Raw genomic sequence first — 15,208 nt, 5'->3', positions numbered from 1 at the left:
GGCAATGTGGGGGCCGGATCAGGCGCGCTTGTCCGCGGTTTGCGCGAAGACGATATCGCCAAGCTGCAACTTGTGGCGAAGAACGTACGGCAGGGCACATTTCAGGGTTTTAACACCGCAGGCGGCGTGGCAATAGGTACGCGCATGGCCGAGAATATGGGCTTGGGCCTCGGTGACCGGCTGACGCTGATTTCTCCTGATGGCGATGTGACGCCGCTTGGGATGGCACCACGGGTCAAATCTTACCCGGTGACTGCCATTTTTGAGATTGGCATGTCAGAATATGACGCCTCAATCGTGCTCATGCCGCTCGAGGAATCGCAGCTCTATTTCAATCAGGACAACAAGGTTCAATCGATCGAAATATTTGCCGACAAACCGGATGATGTTGACGCACTGAAAAAGCCGATTGAAGAAGCGGCACAGCGCTCTGTCATGTTGACCGATTGGCGACAACGCAACCAGACTTTCTTTTCCGCACTTCAAGTTGAGCGCAATGTTATGTTCATGATTCTGACGCTTATCGTGCTCGTCGCGGCGTTGAACATCATATCGGGACTCATCATGCTCGTGAAAGACAAGGGCCGCGATATCGCCATCCTTCGAACCATGGGTGCAACGCGAAATTCCATCCTGCGCATATTCTTGATGACTGGCGCAGCCATCGGCGTGACTGGTACGATTGCCGGGGTCGTGCTTGGCGTCGTCGTCTGCCTCAATGTCGAACGGATCAGGGAGTTTTTCTCCTGGCTTTCCGGAACGACACTCTTCAATCCTGAACTCTATTTCCTAAGTACTCTTCCGGCCAAAATGGACTTCAACGAGACCTTTACTGTAATTCTCATGGCGCTTGTCCTATCGTTTTTGGCGACGCTTTTCCCCGCTTGGCGCGCAGCCAAACTCGATCCCGTTGAAGCTCTGAGGTACGAATAAAATGGCCGGGCCTATTTTGCAGCTGACGAATGTCGGTCGCCGCTATGATGAAATCGGCCGCGAACTCATCATTCTCGACAATGCCAGTTTTTCTCTGGGCAAGGGAGAAATGGTTGCGCTCGTTGCGCCTTCGGGTGCAGGGAAATCGACATTGCTGCACACTGCCGGTTTGCTTGAGCGGCCCGATAGTGGCGATGTGATTCTTGACGGGCGCTCCTGCGGTTCTTTGTCGGACGAAGAGCGGACGGCCATCCGTCGCAATGATGTGGGATTTGTTTATCAGTTCCACCATCTTCTGCCCGAATTTTCTGCTCTCGAGAATGTGATGATGCCTCAGATGATTCGCGGCATGAAGCCGGGCGTTGCCTCGGAACGTGCTCAGCAGCTGCTCGACTATATGAAGGTCGGGGCGAGGGCAGCTCACCGCCCGAGCGAACTTTCCGGCGGTGAACAGCAAAGAGTGGCGATTGCCCGCGCTGTGGCCAACGCGCCGCTTGTATTACTCGCCGATGAGCCTACGGGCAATCTCGACCCCGTTACCTCATCTTACGTGTTCGAAGCACTGGAGGCGCTTGTTCGTCAATCCGGCCTGTCGGCAATGATTGCTACGCATAATCATGAACTTGCCCGGCGTATGGATCGACGTGTTACGTTGAAAGACGGCAAGATCACCAATCTCTGATTAGTCAGCAGTATTTACCTCTCATTAGTAATTTGAAAACCATAGCACTCACCATGCCACAGATGCGCTTGACTTTAGAACAAAAATGGAACAAAACATATACATAGTGCAAACAAAGAAGGGTTTTACCGATGAGCGAACTTTTCCAGGATGTGATGTCATTTGTTACCGTCAGTCTCTTCATTGCGACATTCGCGATGTGGGTGAGCGTCATCTGAAGAAACAGACCTTCGGGGATGATTGAGCGAGCCCCGACTATCCACTGTTCACGCGGCCCAAACGTTCAATTTGAGTAGACACCTCATCGCGCATATCGGACTATATGCGCGCGGTGGAATCGGTTCTCCGTTCAGTATCGGAGATAAAAAGTGGCAGATGGGCACGGCAATATGAGCAATGCAGGCAAGCGCCCATTGCGCTTTGTCCATCTGAGAGTTCATTCCGCATATTCATTGCTTGAAGGCGCGTTGCAGGTTCCCAAGGTGATCGACCTTGCTGTGGCCAGCAAGGCTCCCGCCATTGCAATTACTGACACAAACAATCTTTTCGGCGCTCTTGAGTTTGCGCAGAAAGGCTCTAAAGCCGGATTGCAGCCTATCATCGGCTGTCAGATGGATATCGCATTTCACGACCAGACCGAGGAGAGCCGCAATGTAAACCGGCGTGAAGCGCTCGGGCTCGCGCCACTGGTTTTGCTGGCGGCGACGGAAGAGGGCTATGCCAATCTCGTTCGGCTTGTCAGCCGGGCTTATCTTGAAACTCCCTCTGGTGATCCGGTCCACATAGTTTCCAGCTGGCTGGCAGGAAAAACGGATGGCATTATCATGCTATCCGGCGGACCAGAGGGTGCTGTTGCCAAGGCAATCAAGGATGATCGGATTGATCGTGCCCGCCAGCGGCTTTTGATGCTAAAATCACTGTTCGGCGACAGACTTTATGTCGAGTTGCAGCGCCATCGCGGTTATGACAAGGCGTTGGAAGCGACACAGGTGGACCTGGCCTATGAGCTGGAACTCCCGCTTGTTGCCACCAACGACGTGTTCTTCTCCAAGAGTGCCGACTATGAAGCCCACGATGCCTTGCTGGCAATCGCATCTGGATCGCTGCTATCGATTGACGACAGGCGCCGCCTTAGTCCGGACCACTATCTCAAGAGCGAAGATGAGATGGTGGAGCTCTTCGCTGATTTGCCGGAGGCTGTAGAAAACACTGTCGAAATCGCCATGCGCTGTTCGTACTACCCGAAGAATCGCGCTCCGATTTTGCCGCGCTTTACCGGAGAAAGCGCCGATCCTGAAGCTGCATTGGCAGCAGAGGCGGAAGAGCTTGCGCGCCAGGCCCGCGAAGGGCTTGAACAGCGGATTGCGACTGTAGGGCTTGCGGGAGCCCATACACGGGAAGAATATGCCGAACGTCTCGAATATGAGATTTCCGTCATTACCCGAATGAAGTATCCCGGGTACTTCCTTATCGTTTCGGACTTCATCAAATGGGCAAAGGCGCATGATATTCCTGTTGGGCCGGGGCGTGGTTCTGGTGCTGGCTCGCTTGTTGCCTACGCTCTGACTATTACGGATGTCGATCCGCTGCGATTCTCACTTCTATTCGAACGCTTTCTCAATCCCGACCGCGTTTCTATGCCTGACTTTGACATCGACTTCTGTCAGGAACGGCGTGACGAGGTCATCCGTTATGTTCAGGCAAAATATGGGCGCGATCAGGTAGCGCAAATCATAACGTTCGGAACATTGCAGGCGCGCGCTGTCTTGCGTGACGTCGGGCGCGTTCTTGAAATGCCATACGGGCAGGTGGATCGCCTGACAAAGATGGTTCCTGCCAATCCCGCCAACCCGGTAACGCTTTCAAAGGCTATCGAGGACGAGCCAAGACTTCGCGAAGAGCGCGATAAGGAGCCAGTCGTCGAGCGTTTGCTTGATATTGCTTTGAAACTCGAAGGCCTTTACCGGCACGCATCGACGCATGCTGCCGGTATCGTCATTGGTGACCGCCCACTTTCTGAACTCGTCCCGATGTATCGGGATCCGCGTTCCGACATGCCGGTTACGCAGTTTAACATGAAGATGGTGGAAGAGGCCGGGCTGGTCAAATTCGACTTTCTCGGCCTGAAAACGCTGACAGTTCTTCAAACTGCGGTGAATCTGGTCCGTCGCCGCGATATAATCGTGGATCTCTCAAATCTGCCTTTCGACGATAAACCGACTTACGAGATGCTGTCGCGCGGCGAGACTGTCGGCGTGTTTCAGGTGGAAAGTACCGGCATGCGCAAGGCGCTGATTGGTATGAAACCTGACCGGATCGAGGATATTATCGCGCTTGTTGCGCTTTATCGTCCAGGTCCAATGGAAAACATCCCGACCTACAATGCGCGTAAAAACGGCGATGAAGAAATGGCGTCGATCCATCCAAAGATCGATCACCTCGTCAAAGAAACGCAGGGCGTCATCATCTACCAGGAGCAGGTGATGCAGATCGCGCAGGAAATGTCGGGCTATACGCTCGGTGAAGCCGATCTTCTGCGGCGCGCCATGGGTAAGAAAATCCGCTCTGAAATGGATTTGCAGCGAGTTCGCTTTGTTGATGGCGCCGTTGAGCGGGGCGTGACAAAGCCGCAGGCCAACTTTATTTTCGACCTCCTGGCGAAGTTTGCCGATTATGGCTTCAATAAATCCCATGCGGCCGCTTACGCTATCGTATCGTTCCAGACCGCCTATATGAAAGCGCATTACCCGGTTGAATTCTTAGCCGCGTCAATGACTTACGATATGTCGAACACGGACAAGCTCAATGATTTCCGGCGTGAAGCTGTGCGGCTCGGTATCGAGGTTGTCACGCCTTCGGTCAATACGTCCTACCGGCTATTTGAAGTCGGCGAAAACCGCATCTACTATTCGTTGGCCGCCATCAAAGGCGTTGGTGAAGCCGCTGTCGATCATATTGTCGAAAAGCGCGGATCGACGCCTTATGCCAGCCTTGAAGATTTTTGTGAGCGGATCGATCCGCGCGTCGTCAACAGGCGGGTGTTCGAAAGCCTTATCAATGTTGGCGCATTTGACTGTTTTGGACGGGAGCGGCCAGCACTTATCGCCGGTCTGGATCGTATAATTGGTCATGCGCAACGCACACAAGAAGACAGTGTCAGCGGTCAAACGGACATTTTCGGCGGTATGGCAGCAACTGCACAAACAATTCAGCTTCCGTCCGTAAGCCCTTGGCTTTCATCAGAAAAACTGCGACGGGAATTTGAGGCGGCGGGCTTTTATCTTTCCGCGCATCCTCTTGATGAATATCAACCCATCCTCGACAAAATGCGCGTTCAAACCTGGTCAGAGTTTTCTGCGGCAGTGAAGCGTGGTGCCAATGCCGGGCGGCTGGCAGGTACAATTACCGCAAAGCAGGAACGTCGTACCAAAACTGGCAACAAGATGGGAATCATCCAATTCTCTGATTCCTCAGGGCAATTTGAAGCGATCCTATTTTCAGAAGCGCTGGCGCAATTCCGCGACTTGCTGGAACCGGGCCGTTCCGTTGTCATCACAGTTGGCGCAGAGGACAGGCCTGAGGGCATTAGCCTGCGCATACAGACGGCACATTCGCTTGAAGATGAAGCTACACGCATGCAGAAGGCGTTGCGGCTATATATGCGCTCCAGCGAGCCTCTGGCGGCTATTGCGCCCTATTTGACGCCGCAAAATGACGGGCAGATTGTCAGCCTTATTCTGATCAAGCAGAACGGTGCCAATGAAGTTGAGATTGAACTGCCTAACCGCTACCGGATAGGCCCGCAAATAGCGAGCGCCATGAAGGCTATTCCCGGCATTGTCGAAGTTGAAATGGGTTGAATTCAACTAGCGCAACTATATTGCAATTGCAGATTGAATTTTTTCAGCAAAAATCGCCTGTTTTCTGGCATTTTTGAGTAAAAGTTCAGACTATCTCAGCTTTTTTCCGCTAATCTATTTCATCCGGCGCTTCTTTTGCGCGTGATTTTATCTTGCCGAATGTATATCCTGTTTCCACGGCTTGATTGCCAAATTTCCCGCGTAGCTTGTCTATGGCAGTTTCGGCAACTGCGCGTTTAGTAGCCTGCACATCAACAAGATCGAGCGGGTCGGCTCTGCCGTCGTCGGTGAGATCGCTCACTCCGATCCCGATCAAGCGATAGCGGGTGCCGTCAATTTCCTTTTCAAGCAGCGAAACACCTGTCCGAAAAATCCTGTCGGCAAGCTGGGTCGGATCGGCGAGCTGACGATTACGGGTCTTCAATTTGAAGTCGCGTGACTTCAACTTGAGAACGATGGTTCGCCCAGCAATGTCGGCTGCTTTTAACCGTCGGGATACTTTCTCTGACAGGGCCCGCAAAATGGCGACGAGCTCTTCCATTGACGAGATGTCTTCATTGAACGTTGTCTCTGCGGAAACACTCTTGCTTTCACCTTCAGGCTCAACCCGTCTTGTGTCCATGCCGCGAGACAAACGGTACAGCCTCTGACCCATGGTGCCATAGGAGCGCATCAGGGGACCAAGCTCCATGGTTTGCAATTGACCAATGGTACGAATGCCATCTCGCTCCAAGGTTGCATTAAAAGCCTTGCCGACACCCCAGATCATTGTCACGGGCTTGTCGCGCAAAAAGGTGAGGGCCTCTTCTTCACCGATAATTGAAAAGCCACGCGGTTTTTCGAAATCGGAGGCGATCTTGGCGAGGAATTTGCAATAGGAAAGACCGACCGAAACCGATAATCCCAACTCACGTTCAACCCGATTAGAAAATTGCGCCATGACCCGCGCCGGAGGATCATGGTGGAGCCGTTCAGTACCGGAAAGATCGAGAAAAGCTTCATCAATGGACAGCGGCTCAACGAGAGGCGTGAGGTCGCGCATCATCTGCCTGATCTCGCGCCCGACTCGGACATATTTTTCCATATCCGGCTTGATGACAATGGCGTGCGGACATGCTTCCAGCGCCTTGAACATAGGCATGGCGGACTTCACACCATGGATGCGGGCAATGTAGCAAGCCGTTGAAACAACGCCACGTTTTCCGCCTCCAATGATGACAGGTTTGTTGCGCAGTTCGGGGTTGTCGCGTTTTTCAACCGACGCATAGAAGGCGTCACAGTCCACGTGGGCGATGCCCAGACGATAAAGTTCGGGATGCCGAAGCAAGCGAGGGCTACCGCATGATTGGCAACGCTTGGCCTCGTGCGCCTGATTGGCCAGGCAGTCACGGCAAAAACCGAATTGCGGATTGTTAAGACTGGCCATGATGCCCGGAACATAAAATGAACGTCTGGACCTTAGCGAACAGTAGGAGGCGTTGCAACAAGCCTCAGTGACTTACCAACCGTTTCAATAAGCATCCTGACGCCCGCCGGGCAACAGGCGCAATGCCTGCTGAAACAGCGCTGGATCTGTGCCGGTCTCAGTGCAGTAACGCATCAGCGTCGGCTCATGCGCCAGATAGAATTGCAACACGCCCGCAAGAAAACCCGGCTCTTGTGCGGCCGTGCGGATTTGATCGGCGGTAATGCCGGTCAAAGCCAGGAAGCGGGAGAACAATTCGCTGTCTTGCGACATGAACACAAGCGAATTGATGGCAAGGTCGTGTGCTCCATCCAAGTCAATCTTCTGCATCTAGAATATTTCATCCATAAGTTGTGTTGAAGGTCTTGAAAATAAACCACATTACCTCAAGCCTTGGCGCTGCTATCCAAATGAAAAGCTTCAATCCATTTAGACCAGATTAATGAGTCTTGAGCCTAATAGCAGTTGAACATATCCAAAAGAACATGTTGAATAAATGCTTGGTTAAACATGATCAGCAGCATTTCTGAATTAAACGGCAGAGTTTTCTTTTCATCAATCATCAGACGTTATTTCAGAAACTGGTAAAGGTAGGATTGTGTGTCTCGCCGTAAGATTTGCATGGCGTGGACCGTATCCTTCGAGAGTGACCAACAGGAAATTGCCGATGGTAAAGAAAGTCATGATCGTCGAGGATAATGAGCTTAATATGAAGCTCTTCCGCGATCTTATTGAAGCCAGTGGTTATGAAACCATACGCACACGCAATGGCTTGGAAGCGTTGGACCTTGCTCGCGAGCATCGTCCAGACCTTATCCTCATGGATATACAGCTTCCCGAAGTGTCGGGTCTTGAGGTCACAAAGTGGTTGAAGGCCGATGACGACCTTCATGTTATTCCCATTATCGCGGTGACGGCCTTTGCAATGAAGGGCGACGAAGAGCGCATCCGCCAAGGTGGGTGTGAAGCTTACATCTCCAAACCTATCTCAGTTCCCAAATTCATCGAAACAATCAAATCCTACCTTGGCGACGCTTGAACGTCGGGAGAATTGAACATGACGGCCCGTATTCTTGTCGTTGACGACGTTCCAGCCAATGTAAAGCTTCTGGAAGCCCGGCTTCGTGCCGAGTATTATGAGGTGGTTACGGCGACCGATGGTTATGAAGCGCTCGAGATTTCTGAAAACGGCAATATCGATGTCATTTTACTTGACGTAATGATGCCCGGTCTCGACGGATTTGAAGTTTGCCGCCGGTTAAAATCGAGAGCGGCAACGGCCCACATCCCGGTGATTCTCGTGACCGCGCTTGATCAGGATTCAAACCGGATTACTGGCTTGAATTTTGGTGCTGATGATTTTCTGACCAAGCCTGTCGATGATCTCCAGCTCATGGCGCGCGTTAAAAGCCTGGTTCGGCTGAAAAACCTGACGGATGAACTGCGTCTTCGTGTGGCAACGACCCGTGATGTGGGGCTCGAATCCATTCTGCGCCTGCCAACTGGCGTCCACGAGGCGATGAAATTTGCACGCGTTCTGTTGATTGATGAACGTCCGGAAAGCACCGAAAAGATAAAACGCGTATTGGGCGAAGAATGTTCGGTCGACGTGGAGAGTGATCCGCAAACCGGTTTCTTCAAGGCCGTGCAAGGCAATCATGATTGCCTTATTATTTCTTCAAGCTTCGCCGCATTTGATCCATTGCGGATTTGCGCGCAGCTGCGCTCGCTGGACAATACCAGATCGTTGCCGATCATCTTGGTGGCGGATATGGGGGAAGAGCCATTGATCCGACGGGCTTTAGAACTAGGGATAAACGACTATTTGGTGCGGCCGGTCAATCCGAACGAGCTTCTCGCGCGTCTACGCACCCAGCTGCGCCGTAAGGCCTATCATGACGGCCTGCGCGCCAGCGTCGTGAAAACCTATGAAATGGCTGTGACTGACAGTCTGACGGGCCTGCACAACCGGCTTTATCTCGAGACTCATCTGGCAACGCTGTTCAAACGCGCGGTAGAGCGTCGTCGTCCACTATCGATTCTCATGACCGATATTGATCGCTTCAAATTGATAAATGATACATACGGACATGATGGCGGCGATGAGGTTCTGCGTGAATTTGCCAGGCGGCTGCGTCGCAATGTGCGCGGCAGCGATTTGGCCAGCCGCTATGGCGGCGAGGAATTCTTCATAGTGATGCCAGATACAGATCAGACACTGGCCTCCATCGTCGCAGAGCGAATCCGTCGCGAGGTGGCATCGACGCCTTTCCAGATCAACAATATGGGCCCAGCCATACCTGTAACAATCAGCATTGGTATTGCAAGCGTTCTGCAGGAGGGCGACACGGTGCACAATCTGATGAAGCGTGCCGATGATGCGCTTTACGGAGCCAAATCATCGGGGCGCAACAAGGTCGTGTCGGCGGCTGCGTGACCGCGCCTTAGTGGTCGCCGCCTGCATAGATCCACATGGGAACGGTTTTGCCGGCTTTTACGAAACCAAGCGTTTCGTAGAAGGATAGAGCGCCAATATCTGCCGTCAGCATAATTTGATGAAAATCAGCATATCGCTGCAGCATGGCTGTCATCAACTTCCGACCGATGCCCATCCCCTGATAGTCGGGGTGCACAATCAAATGGGGGAAATAGACCCCCAGATGGCCATCAGAAATAGCATTGGCTAATCCCAGCAGCTGGTTATTGGAACGTGCCGTAAGGAGAGTGTGGGAGTTATTGAGTGCTGCCAGCAAAGCTTGGGGCTTTTGCGCGGAGGACCAATTATTGGCTTTGTAAATGCTAACTACTTCGTCTTCACGAAGCGTATCACCGGTTAAAATATCGATTTCCATGTATTTTCCAAAATATAATCAATAAGAATACAGCAATAAATACCACAACAAAAAAGCCGCCCGAAGGCGGCTGATTTGTTTGAAGAAAGCAAGATTACTTGATCTTGGTTTCTTTGAATTCAACGTGCTTGCGTGCGACCGGGTCGTACTTGCGGAAAGACATCTTTTCCGTCTTTGTACGGCTGTTCTTGCTCGTAACGTAAAAGAAACCGGTATCAGCGGTCGACAGAAGCTTGATCTTGATATTCGCAGCCTTAGCCATTTTAAAACTACCTGTTCTGAGTATGAAGGACCGCTATTCAAGTCCAGCAGTGTGGCATCAAGCGGAAAGTTGGTCGGACACATAAACCAACCTCGATAAAAGTCAACCCTTGGCTGGCGATCTCCCGATTTTTAAAGCGTCACCAAGTGCATGGACAACCGGCGCGATGATTTGTGTCTGGCACATTCAACCCTGCGTTTGTTGTTCAGCGTGAAGAACCACGTCATCAATAGCTCGAGTAATTTCAGGTTTTGAAGGCAAAGCAGAAAGCACTCGGCCAGCGGTGCATTGGGGGAGATTGGCTTCTCCAACAACAGGAACAAGCCTTACCTTCAAACTTGGAATTGAACGATGCGGTATCTGCCGTTTTGTATCAGCCTTATTGTGAGAAAACCCGGACGAGCTGGTCAATGACCGTCCGGGTTCAATTCAAACACTAAGGAAAAGAGAGGCGGGCGAAAGCTCGCCTCTCGCTCCGATAACCAATATAAGGCACTTTTAGAGAAAGTCCCAGCACCTTGCAGTTGTAACAATCAACCCTTCCGGCTGATGAGTCGCGAGCCAACCAATAGCGCATAAGCAGCAAAGAACAGCGCCAGAGCAACGGCGAAGCCGCTTGGTCCCATCATGTCCATGCCAATGCCGATTGCCTGCGGGCCAACGAGCATGCCCACTGCATAGCAAAACACAAAGGCTGCATTGGCGGAGGCCAGCTCACGTCCCGTCAATTGTGATCCAAGATGCGCCAAGCCAACCGTGTAGAGCCCGGCCACGGCACCGCCCCACACAAACAACAGGGCAGCGACAAGATACCAGCTATAGTAGATAAAGGGCAAAAGCCCCATGCCGAGAAGCCCGATCAACGTGCAGGCTAAAAGGATCTTGCGTCGGTCTTTCACGTGATCGCTGAGCAGACCAATCGGAATCTGCATCAAAACGTTACCAAGCCCAATTGTTGTCAAAAGCAGGGCTGCATTGGCCTCACTATAGCCGATGCGGGCGCCGAATACCGGAAACAAGGCGAAGCCGCCTGTTTCGACAGCACCGAAAACAAAGACAGCAGCGGTTGCAGTTGGTACTGCCCAGATGAAGGGGGCGAATGGAACATGTTCTTCTTCGTGAAAATCAGGGCTCTCTTTCCATGCGAACAGCACGGGCAGCATGGCTACAACAATAATGCCGAAGCCAACTGCAAAAGGCGTGATTCCCACACTGCCTATTTGCGCAAACAGCCATGGCCCAAGCGCAAAGCCCATGGAAAGCACTGTTCCATAAATGCCGAGCACCAAGCCGCGCCTTTCGGGTGGAGCGGCAGCATTGATCCAGTATTCAGACAGGATGAAGAGCATGGTCAGTGCGAAGTGCAAAAACACACGCAAGACCACCCACATCCAGAAATCGGTGAAAAAATGAAAGCCAAAAAAGGCGAGGCCGCCCATAAGCAGCATTGCCAGCAAAGTGGGCACGACGCCGAATCGCGCAGCGATTGGAGCCGCGAACGGAGCTGCCACAATGGAGGCAATGCCCGCAACAGCGGCGTTCAGGCCAATCATCGTGGCGGAATGGCCGCGGTTTTCGAGGATCACGCTAAGAAGCGGAATACCGAGGCCGATGGCGACACCAACGGCGCTGATCGTTGCTATGGCCGCTACAAGCGCGCGCCAGGACGAACCGATTTTTACTCGGTCAGAATTAAGTGCATCCATGGATCAAATAACCTCGCGGACGAATCGCCCGTATTTTAAACGGTAACGGATCACAGGATTACCGGGATCAAGAGAAGGATTTGCTTCAAGCAAACCTTGCGCTTCGCGGATGATAATTCTGGTGATGTCCGGAATATCAAGTTCCAGCGCTTCAGCAAAGGAAAGCCATGCCAGTTCCTCGAGTTCCTGTGAGGGGCCGGTTTGTTCGGGAAGCGAATCGGCAACCGCCTCGCGAAATGCCAGAAAAAACCGCGTGTCGAAGCGGCGAGGCATGCCGGGCGGGGTGATTGCTCGCGCAAAATAGCGAAGCGCGGAAAGGTCAGGCATGACATTGCGCTCGGCAAAAGCAGCCCAGTCCGGATGGGAAACATTCGAGAACTCAGTTCTTTGACCAAGAAACAGCCCGGCCTCTTCATAGGTCTCGCGGATGGCCGAAAGAGCCAGCGCACGGCAGCGCGTGATGCTCGAACGCCCCGCCATATCATCGAGAAGCTTGGTCCTGTCCTGCTCCGACAATTCTGCGATTGCCTGCATGCGCCCATCGGCCGGCTCTGTCCGGCCACCTGGAAAAACAAATTTCCCTGGCATGAAGACATGCCGCATGTGACGCTTTCCCATGAGAATGCGCAACTCATCGCCGGAACGGTCGACAATCAGAAGAGAAGCAGCATCGCGCGGGCGTATCCGCTTCTTCAGGGTGCCCTGTTGTGCAAGAACCGGCTTCCTCAGCTCATTCACGGCCATTAAATTGTTATTCCGATGATTTTGGATCGCTGCTCTCGCCAAACCCGTGCATGTAATTTGCCCATTGCAAGCCTATAATCGCGCCTTTTACCGGCTGGAGCAACGCGAGCGACATGATGATCGTCAGCGGTACCCATATTGCCAGATGCGCCCAGTTCGACAATATGACAAGTGTTTCCATCGCCAGAAAGCCGCCAAGCACAATATGCCCGACAATTGTGATGGTTATATAGGCGGGGAAATCATCGGCCTGATGATGCGTATAATCTTCACCGCATACGGAACAATTATCGACTGATTTCACGAAGGCTCGGAAGAGTTTTCCTTGGCCGCAATGCGGGCAGCGGCCTAGAAAACCGCGCCACATGGCCTGACCGACAGGCCGATGCGGTTTCGCCTGTGCGATGCTTTTTCCAATAAGCTGTTCTGTCATCCTCGACCTCTCCGGCCTCCCGGCTTGCCGCGCGACCCGCCAGGAAAACGTTTCTGGCCGTTGCCTGCAGAGCGTGTCGCCTTGTGATGCGAGCGCACGCCGCTGGGAACCGGGTGTGGCTCTGTCAGCATTTCAAATCGTAACGCGCCGGCGACGGGCAAGGCTTCCACGAGACGTACCTCGACATTATCACCGAGACGAAATCCCTTGCCGCTGCGTTCGCCGGACAGCGCGTGATTGGTTTCGTCATAATGATAGTAGTCATCACCCAGAGTTGAAATGGGGATGAAGCCATCGGCACCATATGTCGCAAGTGAGACAAAAAGACCAGCTTTGGTCACACCCTGCACGCGGCCTTCGAAACTCGCACCGATCTTATCGGCAAGATGATGCGCTATCAGGCGGTCCACGGTGGCCCGTTCGGCTGCCATGGCGCGTCGTTCAGAGGTGGAAATGAGCGCTGCAATCTCGGCTAGCGCGGCTTCCTCCTTGGGCGTGATGCCATCGGGGCCCAAACCTAACGCTGAAATAAGCGCACGATGCACGATAAGGTCGGCATAGCGGCGGATCGGCGAGGTGAAGTGCGCATAGCGCATCAGGTTGAGGCCGAAATGCCCGATATTGGCTGGATTATACTCGGCCTGCGATTGCGAACGCAGCACGACCTGATTGACCATGTCCTGCTGTTCAGAACCATCAACGCGCTTCAATATATTGTTGAAGTGGCTGGGACGCATATCAGCGCCGCGAGCGAGCGAGATGTCGAGCGTGCGCAGGAATTCCCGCAGGCCTTCCTGTTTTGCCAAAGATGGGGCGTCGTGAATCCGGAAGATGAGCGGCTGTTTCTTGCGCTCCAACGTTTCGGCAGCAGCAACATTCGCCTGGATCATGAATTCCTCGATGAGCTTGTGCGCATCAAGGCGGGGCGGGATAATGACCTTGTCGACACCACCTTCGGGCGTCAGCAAAATCTTCTTTTCCGGCAAATCAAGTTCGAGCGGCTCGCGCGCATCGCGTCCACGTTTCAAAGCGGCATATGCAGCCCAAAGCGGCTTGAGGATCGTATCAAGAATAGGCGCTGTTTTCTCATCCGTTGCGCCATCAATCGCAGCCTGCGCCTGCGGATAGGACAGGCGCGCATGGGAGCGCATCATGATGCGATGGAATGTATGCGAGATTTTACGCCCCTCGCTGTCAAAAATCATGCGAACGGCCAGGGCGGGGCGATCCACCAATTCTTTGAGTGAACACAAATCGTTGGAGATGCGCTCAGGGAGCATCGGCACAACCCGGTCAGGGAAATAAACAGAATTGCCCCGCTTCAATGCTTCCCGGTCGAGCTGTGAATCCGGCGTCACATAGGCCGCAACATCGGCAATGGCAACGGTCGCAATATATCCGCCGATATTCTTCTCGTCCGTATCGGGCTCCGCATATACGGCATCATCATGATCCTTGGCATCGGCCGGATCGATGGTGACGAGCGGGACATTGCGCCAGTCCTCGCGGTGGGCCATGGTCGCGGGCTTCGCCTTTTCCGCTTCGGCCATAACGCTGTCAGGAAAGACGTGCGGTATCTCATGTTCATGAATAGCGATCATGGACAGGGCTTTTTCACTGGCAACTGAACCGATGATCTGGGTAATGCGCCCAAGGGCAAGACCGTAGCGGCTTATCTTCGAGACCTCGACCTCGACCAGATCATTAACCTTGGCGTTGTCGAGTTGTGCCGGATCGATGGCAAGTTCAGCCTGACGACGTTCGACAGGTTCAAGACGCCATTCGCCATTGTCGAGTTTGCGCAGAACGCCAAGCACGGCATCCTTGCGATGCTCAATCTTCTTGATGACGCGGCCCGTATAGGCTGGACCGCTTGGATCAGCACCTTGGAAGATACGGGCAAGCACGCGATCACCAACACCGACAGCAGGGCCTTTGTGCCCGCGCGAGGCGCGGATGAAAACGACCGGCGGGCGTTCATCCGCATGGGTTGCTTCCCATTCGGTTGGTTTTGCTATCAAGCCGCCATCGCCTTCGCGTCCGGTAATGTCAAGAACTGCTACACTTGGCAGGCTTCCAGGCACGGCGAGACGCTTGGCACGTTTTTCAACCAGACCGTCGCCAGCCAGATCGCGCAGAATATCTTTCAGAGCAATACGGGCATCGCCCTTCAGATTGAAGGCCTTGGCGATATCCCGCTTTCCGGCCAGATCGGGATTCTCCTTGATGAACTGGAGAATTTCCTCGCGGCTGGGCATGCGAGCTTCACGA

13 protein-coding genes are annotated in these 15,208 nt (G+C 53.2%); 5 read left to right on the top strand and 8 right to left on the bottom strand.

What is annotated here, in order from left to right:
• The 3 genes from V9K92_RS22220 to dnaE all read left to right on the top strand — a co-directional run.
• Positions 1 to 933, top strand: a 933-nt coding sequence (locus V9K92_RS22220) for a lipoprotein-releasing ABC transporter permease subunit (RefSeq protein ID WP_337354993.1), incomplete at its 5' end; no start/stop codon positions are given.
• 1 nt (position 934) lies between these two features.
• Entirely contained in the window at positions 935 to 1,615 is a 681-nt protein-coding gene (locus V9K92_RS22215) for an ABC transporter ATP-binding protein (protein ID WP_115053204.1), read from the top strand.
• A 389-nt stretch (positions 1,616 to 2,004) separates the two neighbouring features.
• Complete coding sequence (gene dnaE, locus V9K92_RS22210) at positions 2,005 to 5,475, top strand: DNA polymerase III subunit alpha (RefSeq protein WP_337354998.1); 3,471 nt, start codon at positions 2,005 to 2,007, stop codon at positions 5,473 to 5,475.
• A 109-nt stretch (positions 5,476 to 5,584) separates the two neighbouring features.
• On the opposite strand, the gene V9K92_RS22205 is transcribed toward dnaE, so the two are convergent.
• Together V9K92_RS22205 and V9K92_RS22200 are read right to left on the bottom strand one after the other, a co-directional pair.
• Positions 5,585 to 6,901, bottom strand: a complete 1,317-nt coding sequence (locus V9K92_RS22205) for a DNA polymerase IV (protein ID WP_337354992.1) — start codon at positions 6,899 to 6,901, stop codon at positions 5,585 to 5,587.
• Positions 6,902 to 6,985: 84 nt separating this feature from the next.
• Positions 6,986 to 7,270 (bottom strand): DUF3572 domain-containing protein, encoded by a 285-nt coding sequence (locus V9K92_RS22200; RefSeq protein ID WP_115053202.1) that lies wholly within the window; start codon positions 7,268 to 7,270, stop codon positions 6,986 to 6,988.
• A gap of 337 nt (positions 7,271 to 7,607) precedes the next feature.
• Between V9K92_RS22200 and V9K92_RS22195 the strand changes: the two genes are divergently transcribed.
• Entirely contained in the window at positions 7,608 to 7,979 is a 372-nt protein-coding gene (locus V9K92_RS22195) for a response regulator (protein ID WP_008122893.1), read from the top strand.
• Between the two features lie 18 nt (positions 7,980 to 7,997).
• The gene (locus V9K92_RS22190; protein ID WP_115053201.1) at positions 7,998 to 9,377 is read left to right on the top strand and encodes a PleD family two-component system response regulator; all 1,380 of its coding nucleotides are present in this window, start codon (positions 7,998 to 8,000) and stop codon (positions 9,375 to 9,377) included.
• A 7-nt stretch (positions 9,378 to 9,384) separates the two neighbouring features.
• Here V9K92_RS22190 and V9K92_RS22185 read toward each other — a convergent pair whose 3' ends face one another.
• The 6 genes from V9K92_RS22185 to rnr all read right to left on the bottom strand — a co-directional run bounded on the left by V9K92_RS22185 (position 9,385) and on the right by rnr (position 15,195).
• Positions 9,385 to 9,792 (bottom strand): GNAT family N-acetyltransferase, encoded by a 408-nt coding sequence (locus V9K92_RS22185; protein ID WP_337354991.1) that lies wholly within the window; start codon positions 9,790 to 9,792, stop codon positions 9,385 to 9,387.
• Positions 9,793 to 9,886: 94 nt separating this feature from the next.
• Complete coding sequence (gene rpmG, locus V9K92_RS22180; protein ID WP_008122896.1) at positions 9,887 to 10,054, bottom strand: 50S ribosomal protein L33; 168 nt, start codon at positions 10,052 to 10,054, stop codon at positions 9,887 to 9,889.
• 533 nt (positions 10,055 to 10,587) lie between these two features.
• A complete protein-coding gene (locus V9K92_RS22175) occupies positions 10,588 to 11,760 on the bottom strand; it encodes an MFS transporter (protein WP_337354990.1) in 1,173 nt (390 codons plus the stop codon).
• Between the two features lie 3 nt (positions 11,761 to 11,763).
• Positions 11,764 to 12,504 (bottom strand): NUDIX hydrolase, encoded by a 741-nt coding sequence (locus tag V9K92_RS22170; protein ID WP_115053198.1) that lies wholly within the window; start codon positions 12,502 to 12,504, stop codon positions 11,764 to 11,766.
• A 7-nt stretch (positions 12,505 to 12,511) separates the two neighbouring features.
• On the bottom strand, positions 12,512 to 12,937 hold the full coding sequence (locus tag V9K92_RS22165) for a DUF983 domain-containing protein (RefSeq protein ID WP_115053197.1): 426 nt from the start codon (positions 12,935 to 12,937) through the stop codon (positions 12,512 to 12,514).
• Positions 12,934 to 15,195, bottom strand: coding sequence for a ribonuclease R (gene rnr, locus V9K92_RS22160; RefSeq protein ID WP_337354997.1), 2,262 nt, complete (start codon positions 15,193 to 15,195; stop codon positions 12,934 to 12,936). The genes V9K92_RS22165 and rnr overlap by 4 nt, the downstream gene beginning before the upstream one ends.
• Between the last annotated feature and the right edge of the window lie 13 nt (positions 15,196 to 15,208).

This window comes from Phyllobacterium sp. CCNWLW109 (assembly GCF_037203905.1).
Taxonomy (GTDB): Bacteria; Pseudomonadota; Alphaproteobacteria; order Rhizobiales; family Rhizobiaceae; genus Phyllobacterium; species Phyllobacterium ifriqiyense.
The sequence above is the reverse complement of the archived record's forward strand: the minus strand, read 5'-3'. Positions and strand labels throughout refer to the sequence as shown.